Annotated in this window: 17 protein-coding genes and 1 tRNA gene; 8 read left to right on the top strand and 10 right to left on the bottom strand. The window is 61.4% G+C overall.

The annotated features are described in order from the left end of the window. Nucleotides 1–285: 285 nt before the first annotated feature. Nucleotides 286–1,224, bottom strand: a complete 939-nt coding sequence (locus V7N12_RS05915; protein ID WP_333713356.1) for a pirin family protein — start codon at nucleotides 1,222–1,224, stop codon at nucleotides 286–288. A 125-nt stretch (nucleotides 1,225–1,349) separates the two neighbouring features. After that, nucleotides 1,350–1,425 (bottom strand) — tRNA-Val (locus tag V7N12_RS05910). 205 nt (nucleotides 1,426–1,630) lie between these two features. On the opposite strand from V7N12_RS05910, the gene V7N12_RS05905 reads away from it, so the two are divergent. Further along, complete coding sequence (locus tag V7N12_RS05905) at nucleotides 1,631–2,335, top strand: FkbM family methyltransferase (RefSeq protein ID WP_333713354.1); 705 nt, start codon at nucleotides 1,631–1,633, stop codon at nucleotides 2,333–2,335. Between the two features lie 4 nt (nucleotides 2,336–2,339). Here V7N12_RS05905 and V7N12_RS05900 read toward each other — a convergent pair whose 3' ends face one another. The 4 genes from V7N12_RS05900 to tgt form a co-directional block, all read right to left on the bottom strand. After that, on the bottom strand, nucleotides 2,340–2,900 hold the full coding sequence (locus V7N12_RS05900) for a histidine phosphatase family protein (RefSeq protein ID WP_333713352.1): 561 nt from the start codon (nucleotides 2,898–2,900) through the stop codon (nucleotides 2,340–2,342). A gap of 6 nt (nucleotides 2,901–2,906) precedes the next feature. Further along, nucleotides 2,907–3,251, bottom strand: coding sequence for an HU family DNA-binding protein (locus V7N12_RS05895; RefSeq protein WP_333713351.1), 345 nt, complete (start codon nucleotides 3,249–3,251; stop codon nucleotides 2,907–2,909). 116 nt (nucleotides 3,252–3,367) lie between these two features. Beyond that, nucleotides 3,368–5,773, bottom strand: a complete 2,406-nt coding sequence (gene lon / locus V7N12_RS05890; RefSeq protein WP_333713350.1) for an endopeptidase La — start codon at nucleotides 5,771–5,773, stop codon at nucleotides 3,368–3,370. Between the two features lie 195 nt (nucleotides 5,774–5,968). Further along, on the bottom strand, nucleotides 5,969–7,099 hold the full coding sequence (tgt, locus tag V7N12_RS05885; RefSeq protein WP_333713348.1) for a tRNA guanosine(34) transglycosylase Tgt: 1,131 nt from the start codon (nucleotides 7,097–7,099) through the stop codon (nucleotides 5,969–5,971). Nucleotides 7,100–7,318: 219 nt separating this feature from the next. On the opposite strand from tgt, the gene V7N12_RS05880 reads away from it, so the two are divergent. The 4 genes from V7N12_RS05880 (at nucleotide 7,319) to tpiA (ending at nucleotide 10,437) form a co-directional block, all read left to right on the top strand. After that, complete coding sequence (locus V7N12_RS05880; RefSeq protein WP_333713346.1) at nucleotides 7,319–7,681, top strand: SUF system Fe-S cluster assembly protein; 363 nt, start codon at nucleotides 7,319–7,321, stop codon at nucleotides 7,679–7,681. 174 nt (nucleotides 7,682–7,855) lie between these two features. After that, nucleotides 7,856–9,061, top strand: a complete 1,206-nt coding sequence (locus V7N12_RS05875) for a glycerophosphodiester phosphodiesterase family protein (protein WP_333713344.1) — start codon at nucleotides 7,856–7,858, stop codon at nucleotides 9,059–9,061. A 143-nt stretch (nucleotides 9,062–9,204) separates the two neighbouring features. Beyond that, the gene (locus V7N12_RS05870) at nucleotides 9,205–9,567 is read left to right on the top strand and encodes a HesB/IscA family protein (protein ID WP_333713342.1); all 363 of its coding nucleotides are present in this window, start codon (nucleotides 9,205–9,207) and stop codon (nucleotides 9,565–9,567) included. Between the two features lie 135 nt (nucleotides 9,568–9,702). Then, on the top strand, nucleotides 9,703–10,437 hold the full coding sequence (gene tpiA, locus V7N12_RS05865; RefSeq protein WP_333713340.1) for a triose-phosphate isomerase: 735 nt from the start codon (nucleotides 9,703–9,705) through the stop codon (nucleotides 10,435–10,437). On the opposite strand, the gene V7N12_RS05860 is transcribed toward tpiA, so the two are convergent. Then, a complete protein-coding gene (locus V7N12_RS05860) occupies nucleotides 10,434–11,249 on the bottom strand; it encodes a cobalamin B12-binding domain-containing protein (RefSeq protein WP_333713339.1) in 816 nt (271 codons plus the stop codon). The two genes, tpiA and V7N12_RS05860, sit on opposite strands and share 4 nt — an antisense overlap. A gap of 250 nt (nucleotides 11,250–11,499) precedes the next feature. On the opposite strand from V7N12_RS05860, the gene V7N12_RS05855 reads away from it, so the two are divergent. After that, nucleotides 11,500–12,681, top strand: a complete 1,182-nt coding sequence (locus tag V7N12_RS05855; protein ID WP_333713337.1) for a cytochrome P450 — start codon at nucleotides 11,500–11,502, stop codon at nucleotides 12,679–12,681. On the opposite strand, the gene V7N12_RS05850 is transcribed toward V7N12_RS05855, so the two are convergent. From V7N12_RS05850 to V7N12_RS05840, 3 genes are all read right to left on the bottom strand, one after another. Beyond that, the gene (locus tag V7N12_RS05850) at nucleotides 12,653–13,453 is read right to left on the bottom strand and encodes a DUF2145 domain-containing protein (RefSeq protein ID WP_333713336.1); all 801 of its coding nucleotides are present in this window, start codon (nucleotides 13,451–13,453) and stop codon (nucleotides 12,653–12,655) included. The two genes, V7N12_RS05855 and V7N12_RS05850, sit on opposite strands and share 29 nt — an antisense overlap. Before the next feature lie 12 nt (nucleotides 13,454–13,465). Next, entirely contained in the window at nucleotides 13,466–13,789 is a 324-nt protein-coding gene (locus V7N12_RS05845; protein WP_333713335.1) for a hypothetical protein, read from the bottom strand. A gap of 76 nt (nucleotides 13,790–13,865) precedes the next feature. Beyond that, entirely contained in the window at nucleotides 13,866–14,336 is a 471-nt protein-coding gene (locus V7N12_RS05840; protein ID WP_333713333.1) for an Lrp/AsnC family transcriptional regulator, read from the bottom strand. 135 nt (nucleotides 14,337–14,471) lie between these two features. Between V7N12_RS05840 and cysG the strand changes: the two genes are divergently transcribed. Both cysG and V7N12_RS05830 read left to right on the top strand, forming a co-directional pair. Then, nucleotides 14,472–15,863 (top strand): siroheme synthase CysG, encoded by a 1,392-nt coding sequence (cysG, locus tag V7N12_RS05835; protein ID WP_333713331.1) that lies wholly within the window; start codon nucleotides 14,472–14,474, stop codon nucleotides 15,861–15,863. Further along, nucleotides 15,863–16,159 (top strand): DUF2849 domain-containing protein, encoded by a 297-nt coding sequence (locus tag V7N12_RS05830; protein ID WP_333713329.1) that lies wholly within the window; start codon nucleotides 15,863–15,865, stop codon nucleotides 16,157–16,159. Before cysG ends, V7N12_RS05830 begins: the two co-directional genes overlap by 1 nt. Nucleotides 16,160–16,178 lie beyond the last annotated feature (19 nt).

The raw sequence follows: 16,178 nt of genomic DNA, 5'->3' as shown, positions 1-16,178 counted from the left end.
TGAGGTGCGGGATAATCGTGGTGCTCTGTCCCGTCAACGGCAAAAGACAGCTTCAACCGTTTTTTTTCGCCCCCACGGCGGGATTAACGGTTTCGCAACCAAGAGCAGCGTCCGGTGCCTTAAGGCCCCGCGCCTGCCATCGCTGTGCATACGCCAGCCATACGCGCGGTGTACGCGGTCTGTACATAGGGTGGCACCCTGTCAGCCAGCAAACAAACGCGTTTACCATGATTCGGCGTTGCGCAGCCGAAGATGCAGGCGGGACGTTGCGCCCTCAGGTCCCGATTACCGTTCAGGCAGTGGAATGAACTCCGCATCATCGCCGGGCGGCAACTGAAAGCGGCCCTGTTCCCAATCGCCCTTGCGCCATGCCTCTTTCGCCTCTTCGATCCTCTCTTTGCTCGAGGCCACGAAGTTCCACCAGATATAGCGGTTGCCCTCCATCGTGGCACCGCCCAGCAGCATCACGCGGGCCCCCTGCGGACCGGCCGTCAGACTGACGCGGTCGCCGGGGCGAAACACCATCATCTTGCCCTGATCGAAGCTCTGACCGGCAATTCCCACTTCGCCTTCAAGCACATAGGCACCACGGTCCTCGTGGTTGTCGGGCATCGGGATCTTCGCGCCCGGGTCCAGCACGACGTCGAGATAGAACATCTCGGACGGGGTTTCGACCGGCGCGCGCACACCGTAAGCCTCGCCCAGGATCAGGCGCGCCCTCTTCCCCTCGCCCTCCAGAAACGGCAGGTCCGCTTTCGGCGCATGGATAAAGGCAGCCTGCCCGTCTTCGGCATCTTTCGGCAGGGCGATCCACGACTGGATGCCGAACAGGCTTTGCGGTTTTTGCAGCGCCGCGCCATCCATCCGCTCGGAATGGGTGATCCCGTGCCCCGCGACCATCAGGTTGACCGCGCCCGGCTCGATCCACTGATCGGTCCCCAGACTGTCGCGATGATGGATCGATCCGCGATGCAGATAGGTCACCGTCGCCAACCCGATATGCGGATGCGGGCGCACGTCGATCCCCTGCCCCGTCAGGAATTCCGCAGGGCCCATCTGGTCAAAAAAGATAAAGGGACCAACCATTTGGCGGCGCGGCGCAGGCAGGGCGCGCCGCACCTCGAAGCCGCCCAGATCGCGCGCGCGGGGGACAATCACCGTCTCGATCGCATCGACGGCATCACCGGTCGGACAGTCGGGGTCGAGTGCGGGGTTCCAGCTCATCTCATGCTCCTTTGGTTGGTTAACCCGAGCGTAAGACATTTGCGGCATGTTATCACTTGCCGATTCCCCGCACAGCCTGTGCGGTGGCGCACAAAACGGCACCATGTTCGATCTGATGTGCAGGGTGGTGGGTGATGAGAGACTCGAACTCCCGACATCTTCGGTGTAAACGAAGCGCTCTACCAACTGAGCTAATCACCCGACAGCGCACCCTTTAGGCGAAGTTTCTGGGCGATGCAAGAAGCTCTTTTCCGACTTTCTTCCATTTCGCAAACGACGACCGTCAAAGACTTTCAGGGCGCGCCACGGATGCCTGACCTTCGGCATTGATCTTGGAAAATCAATGTCCAGCGTGTTACACGCCCCTTCACCAGTGTGTTGAAAAAAAACGAGAGGCGGCGAAGCAGTGTTGGTTCAAGACCCTCAAGACATCGTCGCAGAGTTCGAGGGACTGAAGATCCCGAAATCACGCTTTGTCGGTCCGCAGCTTGCACGCCAGATTTCAAAGGGCAACTACGAAAAGCCGGAACGCAAGCTGGCCGTCAAGCTAACGCGCGAGGGCGATCATGTCGTCGAAATGGGGGCCGGGATCGGATTTGTCGGCGGCTTTACCGCGTCACAAAAGCCTCGGCTTCAACTTCTCAGCTTTGAAGCAAACCCCGAACTGATCCCGCATACGGAAAAACTGTATGACATCAACGGCCTCGGAGATCGGGCAAAGGTAGAAAACAAACTGCTGACCGCGAATCCGGATCGCCCGGACAGCATCACGTTTCACATCCACAACTCGTTTTTGGGGTCTTCAGTCTACAAGGTCGGAAAGCCCGAAAACCCCAAGATCGAAATTCCGACGGTCGCATGGACGCAAGTGAAAGCCGACTTCAGACCGGATGTCATCATCATGGACATCGAGGGGGCCGAACTCGATTTTCTCACCCATGCCGACCTCGATGGCATCCGCGCAGTTGTCTTTGAAGCGCATCCGAACCGCTACGGACAGGAGGGTTTGGCCGCTTGCCTTGCGGCGCTGCGGTCAAAGGGCATGCGACAAACCCACCATCGCATGCAGGTTTATGCCTTTGTCGCCGAAGGTGTCGAGGCCCCGCACTAGCCGCCTATTCCAGCACCACCTGTTCGCCGTCCTTCAGCCAGAAAACACTGCCCTGCCCGCCATGCGGGCTGACGTTGCGGTGGGCCTTTTCGCCGATCACAAGACCGCGGATCATGCTGCCGGTGATCCCGTGGGTGACGATCACGGCAGGCCCGCGCAGATCGTCCAGAAAGCTGCGGACACGGGTCTTGAGACGGGCGAAGCCCTCGCCATTCGGTGCCATTTCGTATTGCGCAATCAACGGGTTCGGCCCTTTCGGCATCGGCAGTTCGGCGCGCAGCCGTCCGGACCAGTCACCGACCCCGATCTCGCGCAGGCGGTCGTCCGTCCGGATCACCCCCGCCAGCCCATATAGCGCAATCGCTGCTGTCTGGAACGCGCGGCCCTGTGGACTGGTGAAAAAGTCAAAGCCCGCCAGGTCACGCGACCGCAGAATGTCCCTCTGGCGCCGCGCGTCCCCCTGGCCCTTTTCGGTCAGGGGCGAGTCCAGCTCGCCCTGCATGCGGTTTTCGGCGTTCCAGGTGGTTTCCCCGTGGCGCAGAATGTAGAGTTCGGGATGTGCCAAGGCCGCTTAGTCGTCCGACCCGTCAGGCCCGGCAAGGCTGGCGTTCTTGGGGGTCCGCAGCTTGATCGTCAGCACGCGCGCGCCGCCATCGAGATCCTTCGATCTGACGACACGCACCTTCCCCAAGGGCGGCAGATGAAGGTCCTTGCCCGCGCCCAGCGCATCCCCGAGGATCAGCAACGCCGCCTCCACCGCGGGCTTCACATCGCGTTTGCGCAGATTGGTGCGGGCCACGACTTCGTCGAGAAGATCAGGCTTCTTGAGCATGTCACCGGCAGCCGCTGCCGCTTGGCGCGGTGGCGGCATATCCGTTGTGTCGTCGTCGGTCGTCGTGGTCGTCTTGCGGGCCATGCGCGGCTGCCTTTCGGTGCTGAAGTCGCGCCCATAGCGCGTCAGATCAGGCCGAAGGTCAAGCCACGGCAGACAAAAAGAAAGGCGCCCGCTGGGGCGCCTTTCCGGTCGTGCGGTCAGTGGGTCCGCGCGGCCTCTGGCCCGGTCTCGGCCTTCAGCGCGGCGGCTGCGGCCTCTTCCGCCGCCTCGTCCCATTCGATCGGTTCAGGCTTGCGAACCAGCGCCTGCTCCAGAACTTCCGAGACGTGTTTGACCGGAATGATCGTCAGACCGGCTTTGACGTTATCGGGGATCTCGGGCAGGTCTTTGGCGTTGTCCTGCGGGATCAGAACGGTCGTGATGCCCCCGCGCAAGGCGGCAAGCAGCTTTTCCTTCAGCCCGCCGATCGGCATCGCGTTGCCGCGCAAGGACACCTCGCCCGTCATGGCGATATCCTTGCGGACGGGGATCTGCGTCAGCACCGATACGATCGACGTTACCATGGCCAGACCGGCAGAGGGACCGTCTTTCGGGGTCGCGCCGTCCGGCACGTGGACATGGATGTCGATCGTGTCGAACTTCGGCGGCTTCACCCCGATCTCGGGCGCAATCGAGCGCACATAGGACGAGGCCGCGTCGATCGATTCCTTCATCACATCGCCCAGCTTGCCGGTCGTCTTCATCCGGCCCTTGCCCGGCAGGCGCAGCGCCTCGATGTTCAAAAGCTCGCCGCCCACGGATGTCCAGGCCAGACCGGTGACCACACCGACCTGATCCGCCTCTTCGGCAAGACCGAAGCGATGCTTCTCGACGCCAAGGAAGTCAGAGATGTTTTCCGCAGTCACTTCAATGCGTTCCGCCTCTTTCTTCACGATCTTCGTGACAGCCTTGCGGGCGACTTTCGCCAGTTCGCGTTCCAGATTCCGCACCCCGGCCTCGCGCGTGTAGACACGCACCATCGCGGTCAGCGCATCATCCGACACGCTGAATTCCTTGGGCCGCAGTCCGTGGTTCTTCATCACCTTCGGCAGCAGGTGCTGCTTGGCGATCTCGCGTTTTTCGTCCTCGGTGTAACCGGCAAGCGAAATGATCTCCATCCGGTCCAAAAGCGGCCCCGGCATGTTGTAGGAGTTCGCCGTGGTCAGGAACATCACGTTCGACAGGTCGTATTCCACTTCAAGATAGTGATCCACGAATGTGGCGTTCTGTTCGGGATCAAGCACTTCGAGCATCGCGGACGCCGGGTCCCCACGGAAGTCCTGCCCCATCTTGTCGATCTCGTCGAGCAGGATCAGCGGATTGGTGGTTTTCGCCTTTTTCAGCGCCTGAATGATCTTGCCGGGCATGGACCCGATGTAGGTCCGGCGGTGGCCGCGAATTTCACTTTCGTCACGCACACCCCCTAAGGAAATGCGGATGAACTCGCGCCCTGTGGCCTTTGCGACCGATTTGCCCAAGCTGGTCTTGCCCACGCCCGGAGGGCCGACAAGGCACATGATCGGACCTTTCAGCTTTTTCGAGCGCTGCTGCACCGCAAGGTATTCGACGATGCGTTCCTTGACCTTCTCCAGTCCGAAGTGATCGGCATCAAGGATATCCTGCGCCCGCCCAAGGTCTTTCTTGACGCGGGATTTCACGCCCCAAGGCAGCCCCAGCATCCAGTCAAGGTAGTTGCGCACGACCGTGGCCTCTGCCGACATCGGCGACATCGACTTGAGCTTTTTCAGCTCTGCATCGGCCTTTTCGCGGGCTTCTTTCGACAGTTTGGTTGCGTTGATCCGCTCTTCCAGTTCGGCGACCTCGTTCTGGCCGTCCTCGCCTTCGCCCAATTCCTTCTGAATGGCCTTCATCTGCTCGTTCAGATAATATTCGCGCTGGGTGCGCTCCATCTGGGATTTGACGCGGGTCTTGATCTTCTTTTCGACCTGCAGGACGGACATTTCGCCCTGCATCATGCCGAAAACCTTTTCCAGCCGCTCGGCGATGGACAGCGTCTCGAGCAGGCCCTGCTTCTGGTCGACCTCAATCCCGAGGTGGCCCGCGACAAGGTCAGCCAGCTTTTCGGGCTCGGCTGCGTCACCGACAGCGGCCATGGCCTCTTCAGGGATGTTCTTCTTGATCTTGGCGTAGCGTTCGAACTCGGCCGAGACATTGCGCACAAGCGCCTCGATCTCGGCGGGGTCGCCGCGCACTTCGGCGAGATGCTCGCATGAGGCCTCGAAGAAGCTGTCATTCGGCACGAAGCCCGTGATCTTCACGCGGGTGCGGCCCTCGACCAGCACTTTCACGGTGCCGTCGGGCAGTTTCAGAAGCTGAAGCACATTGGCCAGAACGCCGACCTTGTAGATCCCCTCGTGGTCTGGATCGTCCTGACCGGGATCGACCTGGCTCGACAGCAAGATCTGTTTGTCGTCCTGCATCACCTCTTCCAGGGCGCGGACCGACTTTTCCCGCCCCACGAAAAGCGGGACGATCATGTGGGGAAACACCACGATGTCGCGCAGCGGAAGGACAGGGTAAGACGAACTCAATGGTTCTTGCATGATCATTTCCTTTTTTGGCAAGACGCGCCCGTCCCGCTTGGCGGCAACGGATGTGTCTCCTTGGCCTCAACATGTGGTGCGAGGTCGGGGTGCTTTCAACCAGCCACATGCGCCGCGGCTGACAGAGTGCCTTTCATAGCATCGCTTCGCAAGCGATGTCGGGCGATTCTTTTGATCCCTTTGGGGAATTATCGGTCAAAGCGGCGCAATATCGCCCTCTGCGCGCATCGCATGGAAATCCGCCTCCCATGCCGCAAACCGTTCTTCGGCGATGGCCGCACGCATCCCCGCCATGATCTGCTGGTAATAATGCAGGTTGTGCCAGGTCAGAAGCATGCCCGAGATCATTTCCTGCGCGCGGAAAACATGGTGCAGATAGGCGCGGGAATAGTTGCGGCAGGCCGGGCAGGCGCAGGTCTCGTCCAGGGGGCGCGGGTCGTCGGCGTGGCGGGCGTTCTTGATGTTCACAACGCCGCGATGGGTAAAGGCCTGCCCCGTCCTGCCCGAGCGGCTGGGAAGCACGCAATCCATCATGTCCACGCCGCGCTTGACCGCGCCCACGATGTCGTCGGGCTTGCCCACCCCCATCAGATAGCGCGGCTTGTCGGCGGGCAGTTGACCGGGCGCATAGTCCAGCACGGCGAACATCGCCTCTTGCCCCTCGCCCACGGCCAGCCCGCCGATGGCATAGCCTTCGAAACCGATGCCCCGCAGCGCCTCGGCCGAGCGACCGCGCAAGTCCTCTTCCAGCCCGCCCTGCTGGATCCCGAACAGCGCATGACCCGGGCGATCCCCGAAGGCATCGCGCGACCGCTGCGCCCAGCGCATCGACAGCTCCATACTGTCCTCGATCCGCTTGCGGTCCGCTGGCAGTGCCGGACATTCGTCGAAACACATGACGATGTCGGAACCGAGCAGCCTTTGAATTTCCATCGACCGTTCCGGCGTCAGCCTATGGCGAGACCCGTCGATATGGCTTTTGAAGGTGACACCCTCTTCGGTCAGCTTGCGCAGATCCGCGAGGCTCATCACCTGAAACCCGCCCGAGTCCGTCAGGATCGGCTTGTCCCAGTTCATGAACCTGTGCAGCCCGCCAAGGCGGTCGATCCGTTCAGCCGTGGGGCGCAGCATCAGATGATAGGTATTGCCCAGCAGGATATCCGCGCCGGTCGCGGCGACACTTTCGGGCATCATCGCCTTGACGGTCGCCGCCGTGCCGACCGGCATGAAGGCAGGCGTCCGGATCTGCCCGCGCGGGGTATCGATGACACCGGTGCGGGCTTTGCTGTCGGTGGCGTTCAGCGTGAAAGAAAATCTCGTGGTCATGCAGCGTCCTTGGTCGCTGCGGATATGACGCAAGCGGTCCGATTTGGAAAGCCTTCTTGCAGGCTGGACGCCGGGCAGGTGACCCTAAAGCGGGCATCCTCGGCATCGGGCGGCGTCCCGTCTTCGCACAGGTGCACAGCCGATCTGCGATGAACGCCCCTTTACCCTTGGGGACACAAACCTTATATCTTTGCTCAGGAATAGCGAAAGTTCAGGCCCATGACACAGAGCAACGCCCGACTTGAAGGTGCGCCCCTGATTGCACCCTCGACCACCGAGCATCCGCTTTACGAGGATGTCGTGCAGGCGTGCCGGTCCGTTTATGACCCCGAGATTCCGGTGAATATCTACGATCTCGGGCTGATCTATACGATCGACATCAATGACGAAAACGCCGTCAATATCGTGATGACGCTGACCGCCCCCGGTTGCCCTGTCGCAGGCGAGATGCCCGGCTGGGTCGCGGATGCCATCGAACCCCTGCCCGGTGTCAAGCAGGTCGACGTCGCAATGACGTTCGAGCCGCAGTGGGGCATGGACATGATGTCGGACGAGGCCCGCCTCGAGCTTGGGTTCATGTAAACCGCGCCGCAAAGGGTTCGGCACGCCGCAAAGTGCGATCCCTGCGGCGACCGTACCCGAGGCTGGACAGCACCGACCGCCGTCAAGAAGCGGTTACCGAAACGTCACGATTTCTACGGTATAGGGTTACACAAGACATCCATTCTTCGTCCGTGGACAAGAATGGAGCTTCCCATGAAATACCTCTCTTTGACAGTTGCTGCGGCCCTCGCCGCGACCTCGGCAATTGCGGATACGGCCCTGACCTATGGCCCCCGCCCTGCTTTCCTGATCGCGCAGATGGAAGACGGGCCACTGAAGACCCAGCTGGAATCCTGCGCAGCCCAGACCCCTGCCCGTTCGGACTTTTCCATCGGCCATCGCGGCGCGCCGCTGATGTTCCCCGAGCATACGGTCGAATCGAACGTCGCCGCCGCACAGATGGGCGCCGGCATTCTGGAATGCGATGTGACCTTTACGGCGGACCTCGAACTTGTCTGCCGCCATGCCCAGAACGACCTGCATACCACGACCAACATCGTGGTTTCCGACCTTGCCGATCGGTGCACGACGCCTTTCACACCGGCAAATGGCGACACGCCCGCCTCTGCCGAATGCCGGACCAGCGATATCACGCTGGCGGAATTCAGGACGCTGACACCCAAGATGGATGCGTCGAACAATGCCGCAACCACGGCGGAAGCCTACTTGGGCGGCACAGCGAACTGGCGCACCGACCTATACGTCGACAACACCACCATGATGACCCATGCCGAGTCGATCGAACTTTTCCGCAGCCTCGGCGCGAAATTCACGCCTGAACTGAAGTCCCCCTCGGTCGAGATGCCCTTCAACGGTTTCAGCCAGCAAGACTATGCCCAGAAGCTGGTCGATGAATACAAGGCCGCAGGCGTGCCTGCCTCGAATGTCTGGCTGCAATCCTTCGAACTCGACGATGTGCTCTACTGGATCGAGAACGAGCCCGACTTCGGCGCGCAGGCGGTCTATCTGATGGATGAATACGAAACGGTCGATGGCTACTCGCCCATGGACCCCGCAACCTGGCCCAACACGATGGAAGAGCTGAAAGCGATGGGCGTCAATATCATCGCACCGCCGACCTGGATGCTGCTGACCCTCGATGGTGACCGCATGGTGCCCTCGCCGCTTGCCCTTGCCGCGCAAGAGGCCGGTCTGCAGATCATCACATGGACGCTGGAACGCTCGGGGCCGCTGGCCAATGGCGGCGGCTGGTATTTCCAGTCGGTTGCCGCAGTGACAGACCGTGACGGCGATTATTTCGAAGTGCTGCACGTTCTGGCGCAGGACGTGGGCGTGATCGGTGTGTTCTCGGACTGGCCCGCAACGACGACCTACTACGCGAACTGCATGGGTCTTTGAACCCCGCAAGACCGGGCGGCTGGCGGGGTGATCCGCCAGCCGTCGCCCCGGGACCTTGCGATACATCGTCCGGACTGCCCTTGCACCGCTTGGAATTTCGCCCGAAAGCCCTTACATTCGGTGCAACAGCGAAAGGACACCCCATGTTCGGCATCCCCGGCAAGCAAGCGGTGACGATCACCGACAAGGCAGCAGCGCAAATCGCAAAACTGATGACCAAGGACGGGCATCAGGGATTGCGGATCGGCGTCAAGAAGGGCGGCTGCGCGGGCATGGAATACACGATGGACTACGTCACCGAGGTTGACCCCTTGGACGAAGTCGTCGAGCAAGAGGGCGCCCGCGTGATGATCGCCCCCATGGCGCAGATGTTCCTGTTCGGGACCGAGATCGATTACGAGGTCTCGCTTCTTGAAAGCGGCTTCAAATTCCGCAATCCGAATGTCGTTGACGCCTGCGGCTGTGGTGAATCGATCAAGTTCGACGAAAAGCTTGCCCAGTCGTAAGGCCGGCTTCGGAGGTGACTTGGCCTTCCCAGATCGACAAGGCAACTGCAAGTGCCGCGCCCTTTCCTGCCATACACGCCTTGACCCTTTGCGGTGACGCGCTGGATGACACATCCCTGACATGAAGGACCTCTGATGCCTCGCAAGATTGCTGCCGGAAACTGGAAGATGAACGGCCTGAGGGCCGATCTGGACGTGCTGCGCGCGATTGCCGCCCATCAGGCCGCGTCGGTCGAGGTTCTTATATGCCCCCCCGCCACGCTGATTGCGGCCTGTGCCGATCTGCCTCTCGGCATCGGCGGGCAGGACTGCCATGTCAGCGCCTATGGTGCCCATACCGGGGACATCAGCGCCGAGATGCTGGCCGATGCGGGTGCAAGGACCGTTCTGACCGGTCACTCGGAACGCCGTGCGGATCATGGCGAGAGTGATGCCATGGTCGCCGCCAAGACGCAGGCCGCCTATCGCGCGGGGCTAAGGGCAATCATTTGTATCGGCGAGACTTTGGACCAACGGGAAGAAGGCGCGACGCTGTCGGTGATTGATACCCAGCTTGCCGGATCGGTTCCCGATGACGCGACGGCGGCCAATACGGTGATCGCCTATGAACCTGTCTGGGCCATTGGAACAGGCAGAATTCCAACGATGGAACAGGTGGCCGAGGTCCACGCCCATATCCGCCAGCGTCTAGCGGACAGGTTCGCCGATGGCGCGGAATTTCCGCTGCTCTACGGCGGGTCCGTCAAGGCCGGCAATGCGGCTGAAATCTTTGCTGTCGCCAATGTCGATGGTGCGCTTGTGGGTGGCGCAAGCCTGAAGGCGGCGGATTTCATCCCGATCATCGATGCACTTGCCGCCACCAGCAGCTAGGCCACAGGTTCCTCGACCAGGTCTTTCAGGCGTGTGACCGCCGTTTCGATATCCTTGATGACGTCATCGGCACCGACCAGCATTTCGATGTCAGGATGCAGATCGACGATATTTCCGGCCACGACGATAAATGCGAGCGGATGAGAAATCCGCAGCGCCAGAACCAGCCGCGTCAGCGATTCGATCAGATTTTCACTGTTGGCCACCAGAACGATTGCGCGATAGTGCCGATTGTCCGCCCGATCGACCAAAGTATCGTGATCGAGGCCGACCATCATGTCGATTTCCCAGTTGTTGCGGCGGAAGATATCTGTTGCGATCTCGATCCCAAGGGAATGGCTTTCGCCCGGCACCAGCGCAAACATCGCCGGACGCTCGTCCCGGTCCGCTAGGATCGAGTTCGCGACGATGCGGCGCAACCCGCGCACGATCCGGAACAACTTGCCCGAGGCCAGTGTTGCCTCGACAAAAGAAATCTGGTCGCCATTCCAGAGGTCGCCAAGACGCCGCGCAGTGGCGGCGACATAGCCCAGATAGATCGTCTCGACCGGAACCCCGTCACGGCGTGCATCCAGAATAATCGATTCCGCGGTGTCGCTGTCATGGTCCAGCAGCGCATCGCAGAGGCGTTCAACCTCGGCAGGTGTCGGCAAAATGTTTTCGTGCGTCTCTCGTGGCATCCGAAATGCTAACCGCCTGACGACCTCTCTTGCGACCGAGACAACCGCCGTATCCGGCAGGTCCCTGTTGAACAGCCGGAACTGCTCTCCAGCCCTTTCGTATTCGACACGATCAAACGCGTCTTCGGTCATCGACGCCTTGGCCACGATCGTGTCTCCCTTCCCCCCAGCGCAGGCCCTGTGCCGGTTTTTCGACCCAGCCTGACACCCATTGCAACAAAAACTATCACAAAAATATGAGGCCAAAGGCGTGTCAGAACGTCGCGGCGCACAAATGTACACAATGATCGACCGCCTGTTTCTCATGACCGGCTAAGCCCTTGCAATGGCAGAAGACTATCTGGGACTTGCATCGGCCAACCGAGTTCGCCACACCTGAGGCATGCAAAAACTGTCACAGTCTCCGACCGATCCCGCCTTCGTTCAGGACCCCTATTCGTTTTATGAAAAAGCCCGCGCGGCAGGTGATTTTTTCTGGTGGAATGACTATGCAATGGCCTGCGCGGTCAGCCACAAGATGGTCCATGCTGTCTTGCGCGACAGACGCATGGGGCGTGAATGCCCGCCCGAGCTGGCGCCGGCGATCCCGCCGCATCTGAAACCGTTTTTTGACGTCGAAGCCCATTCGATGCTGGAACTCGAACCGCCGCGGCACACGCGGCTGCGCGCCCTTGTCCTGCGCGCGTTCACCAGCCGGACCATTGCCGCGCTCGCACCTGACATACGTGTGCTGTGCCACGCCCTGATCGACGCCTTTCCCGAAGGTCCGTTCGATCTGCTGACGTCCTATGCGCAGCTCGTTCCTGTGATTGTCATCTCGCGTCTGCTTGGCGTGCCCGAAGACCGCGCCGACGATCTGGTCCGCTGGTCCAATGCGATGGTTGCCATGTATCAGGCACGCCGGACGCCGGAAACCGAAGCCGCAGCCATCGCCGCGACCGAGGAATTCGTGGCTTTTATGCGCAGCTATATCGCCAAGCGCCGCAAAACACCCGGCGATGACCTGATCTCGACCCTGATTGCCGCCCGCGAGGATGGCCAGCGCTTGTCAGAGGACGAGCTGATCACGACCTGCATCCTGCTGCTGAACGCAGGCCATGAGGCGACGGTGCACACGCTGGGCAACGGGACCAAGACGCTGCTCGAACAGGGCGTGCGCACAATCACCGAGGCAACCGTGGAAGAGGTGATCCGCTTCGATCCGCCGCTGCATATGTTCACTCGCTGGGTCTACGAGGATCTTGAGCTTGGGGGGCATCGCTTCAAGCGGGGCGACCAGATTGCCTGCCTTCTGGCGGCGGGCAACCGCGACCCTGCGGCTTACGCGGCGCCCGCCCGCTTTGACCCCGAACGCAAGGGGCCGCAAAACACCAGCTTTGGCGGTGGCATCCATTTCTGCGTGGGCGCGCCGCTGGCGCGGCTGGAACTTAGCGTCGCATTGCAGGTGCTGTTCGAGCGGTGCCCCGACCTGGGGCTGGCCGAGACACCGGAATATGCGGATGTCTATCACTTTCACGGGCTGAAGCGGTTGATGGTCAGAACCGCCGCGAACCGTCAGGTGTGATACGGTAAATCTCGTCCGCAAGATCGTATTGCGCCATGAACCGCGCCAGCGATCCGAAGGTGGCGGTGGCGACCTGCCCGTCGTGATCCGAGGTTGTCAGCGCTGCCGAAGCAACGGGCGCAAACAGCCGCTGCAAGCCGTTCACAGGGATCGGCTGGGGCGTGAAATGGGCCGCGATATTGGCCTTGATCCGCAGAGGGTCGTCGGTGCCGTAAATCGCCGCCATCAGCACGTCCAGCGTATGTTCGGTGCAGTTCTGGAACTGGCGGTTGCGCGGGTTTGACAGGACGGCGTAGTCGGGATTGTGCAGCGCCGCATAGGTGGGACTTGCGATGACCGCGAGGATCTTGCGCTGCAGGCGGGTGTCGGGAATGATCACCCCGGCATCCAGATCATGGACATTGGCGAAGAACTCGGCAGGTGAATCTTGCACAAGATCGCTGCGGGTCAGGTCACCATCGCGCTGGTAGAGGTTATAGACCCGATACCCCTGCCCCGTGCTGCCATCGGCGCGGGTGATGCGCGCATAGACCCAAAAGGCCACATGGGTATAGTCGATCCCGTCCGGCAGAACGGCCGGATCGCGCCCGACGCGGGCAACGATGGCGACCTGCGCGCCGCGGGCTGCAAGATCATGCTGCACACGGTCGGCAAAGCCCGCGACCTCGGCGGCGGGCAGCACGGGATTGCCACTGGCGCTGCTGCCTGCTGTGGCAGGCACCGGTGCAAGAAGGGCAAGGGCGATGCAGGCGGTTTTCAGAAAACGCTTCATGATACCCTTCCCTTACAAGGCCGGCGGTGCATCGGGGGCAACGCAAAGCGCGCCCGTATCGCGGGCGTCGCAGACCGGCTGCGCACCAAGGGTCGTATCCAGAACCGCGGCACCGCCCTGCACCGCGGCTGATCCGGCGCTTTCCAGCGCGGCGCCGCTGACCGCAAGCGAACCGCCACCAACAACCAGCGGCACCGCCGAGACCGTTGCCCCGCTCATCGCGGCGGCGGTGACACCGTGGCTGGTCGCGGCAGCGCTGTGACGGGCACTTGGGGCGGCGCAGGCGGCGGCAAGGGAAAGGGTAACGACAGTGATCGTCATCTTGGGCAGGGACATGGCTCTCTCCATATTGAACAATGTTCACGTATTGCTAGAGCATGATTCCCGGCAGGTCAACCAAAATGAACGGTGTTCACAAATCAAGCAAAGGCAGTGCCACCGTCGACTTGATTTCCTCCATCGACAAAAGCGCGGTCACGTTGTGGACCTTCACCTCGGATATCAGGGCCTGATAGAAGTTGTCGTAGGCGCGGGCGTTGCGGACACGCACCTTCAGGATATAGTCGATATCGCCTGCCAGCCGGTGCGCCTCTTGCACTTCGGGACGTGATTTCAACGCCTTGAGGAACTTGCCCTGCCAGTCTGCATCATGTTCCGAGGTGCGGATTAGGACAAAGAAACAGGCCTCGAAGCCAAGCGCCTCGGCGTCCAGAAGGACCGTTTGCTGGCCGATGATCCCCGCCTCGCGCAACTTGCGAATCCGGTTCCAGACGGGGGTCTTGGACGAGCCCACAGTCTTGGCGATTTCATCCAGCGACTGGGCTGCATCCGCTTGCAATGCCGCCAAAATCTTCCGGTCTGTCGCGTCGATCCGCACTGACATTCTCATTTCTCCATTCTGACAGGACACCCGGTCCAAATTTGCGCAGATATAGAACACCGTTCCTTATCAGCCCAGATGGGGCAGCTAATATCAGAACGATATTCTATATTGAAGTCAGAAATTCCGAGGTCCCCGATGAAGCACTTTCCGATCTTCCTGGCCGTCGAAGGCCGCCGCATCGTCCTGTCGGGTGGCGGAGACGCCGCCATGGCCAAACTGCGCCTGCTGATGAAGACCGAGGCCCATCTGACGGTGATTGCCGAAGACGTGGCCGAGGATATCCGCAAGTGGGAAGCACAAGGCAAGCTGCGGGTCATCAACCGCCGCGTCGCACCGGGCGACGCGCTTTGCGCCGCACTCTTTTATGCCGCCAACGAGGATGACGCCGAAGACGCCCGCGTTGCCGCCATTGCCCATGCCGAAGGCGCGTTGGTCAATATCGTGGACAATCTGGCAGACAGCCAGTTCATCACCCCCGCCATCGTGGACCGCGATCCGGTCACCATCGCCATCGGCACCGAAGGCGCGGCCCCCGTCCTTGCCCGTGCGATCAAGGCCGATCTGGAAGAGCGTCTGCCCGCCTCGCTTGGCATCCTTGCGCGGATCGGCAAGACCTTCCGCCATGCGGTCGATGTGCTGCCGATGGGCAAAAAGCGCCGCGATTTCTGGCAGGCCTTCTATTTCGGCGCTGGCCCCAAGGCGATTGCCGAAAAGGGTGAAGCTGGCGTTCTGCCCGCGCTCGAATCTCTGCTGGACGCGGCTGCGACCACAGCCCACTCTGCCGGTCATGTCGATCTTGTCGGTGCCGGTCCGGGCGATCCAGAGCTGCTGACGCTGAAAGCCCGCAACGCCATCGACAAGGCCGATGTCGTCATTCACGACCGTCTGGTGACGCCGGAAATCCTCGAACTCGCCCGCCGCGAGGCGATCATCATCGATGCCGGCAAAGAGGGGTTCGGCAAGGCCATGGCGCAGGCCGATATCGACGCGCTGATCGTCCAGCACGCATTGGACGGACACCACGTGGTGCGGCTCAAGGCTGGTGATCCCACCGTCTTTGGCCGTCTGGACGAGGAAATCGCGGCCATCGAAGCCCACGATATCGCTTACAGCATCATCCCCGGGATCACCGCCGCCTCTGCCGCCGTTGCCAATATCGGCCAAAGCCTGACCAAGCGTGGCCGCAATTCGGCCGTGCGCCTGATCACGGGGCACGACACCAGGGGTTATGCCGACCACGACTGGCGCGCGCTTGCGCAAAAGGGAGAGGTCGCAGCGATCTACATGGGCAAGAAATCCGCCCGCTTTATCCAGGGCCGGCTGCTGATGCATGGTGCCGATCCTGCCACGCCGGTGACGATCATCGAAAACGTCAGCCGCGCCAACCAGCGGATCATCGCCACGACATTGGCCGAGATGGAACCGACCATGACCCAAGCCAACCTCACCGGCCCTGCCATCACTTTCTACGGCCTCGCCCCACGCGACGCCGCAGCCCAAGCCACAAACATCAGGGAGTTTGCATGATGTCCCGTGTCTTCACACCCAAAGTCGTCACCGCCAATGCCTTGCTCGAAGGTGATGCCGTCTGGCTGACCGAAGATGACCGCTGGTCGCGTGACATTGCCGAGGCCGAATTGTTGACGGACGAGGCCCACGCCGAATTGCGCCTGCTCGAGGCGCAATCGCGCCGCGATGAAATCGCGGGGGCCTACCTTGCTGACGCCAAATCCGGCGCGCACGGCCCCGAACCCACCCACTTCCGCGAGGCGTTCCGCACCCGCGGACCCTCCAACTACAACCATGGCAAGCAGGCTGGCTGACAAAGTCTCGATGAGACTT

The sequence above is a fragment of the Yoonia sp. genome, assembly GCF_036770585.1.
Lineage (GTDB): Bacteria > Pseudomonadota > Alphaproteobacteria > Rhodobacterales > Rhodobacteraceae > Yoonia.
Note: the sequence above shows the minus strand (reverse complement) of the source record. Positions and strands in the feature narration are given on the sequence as shown.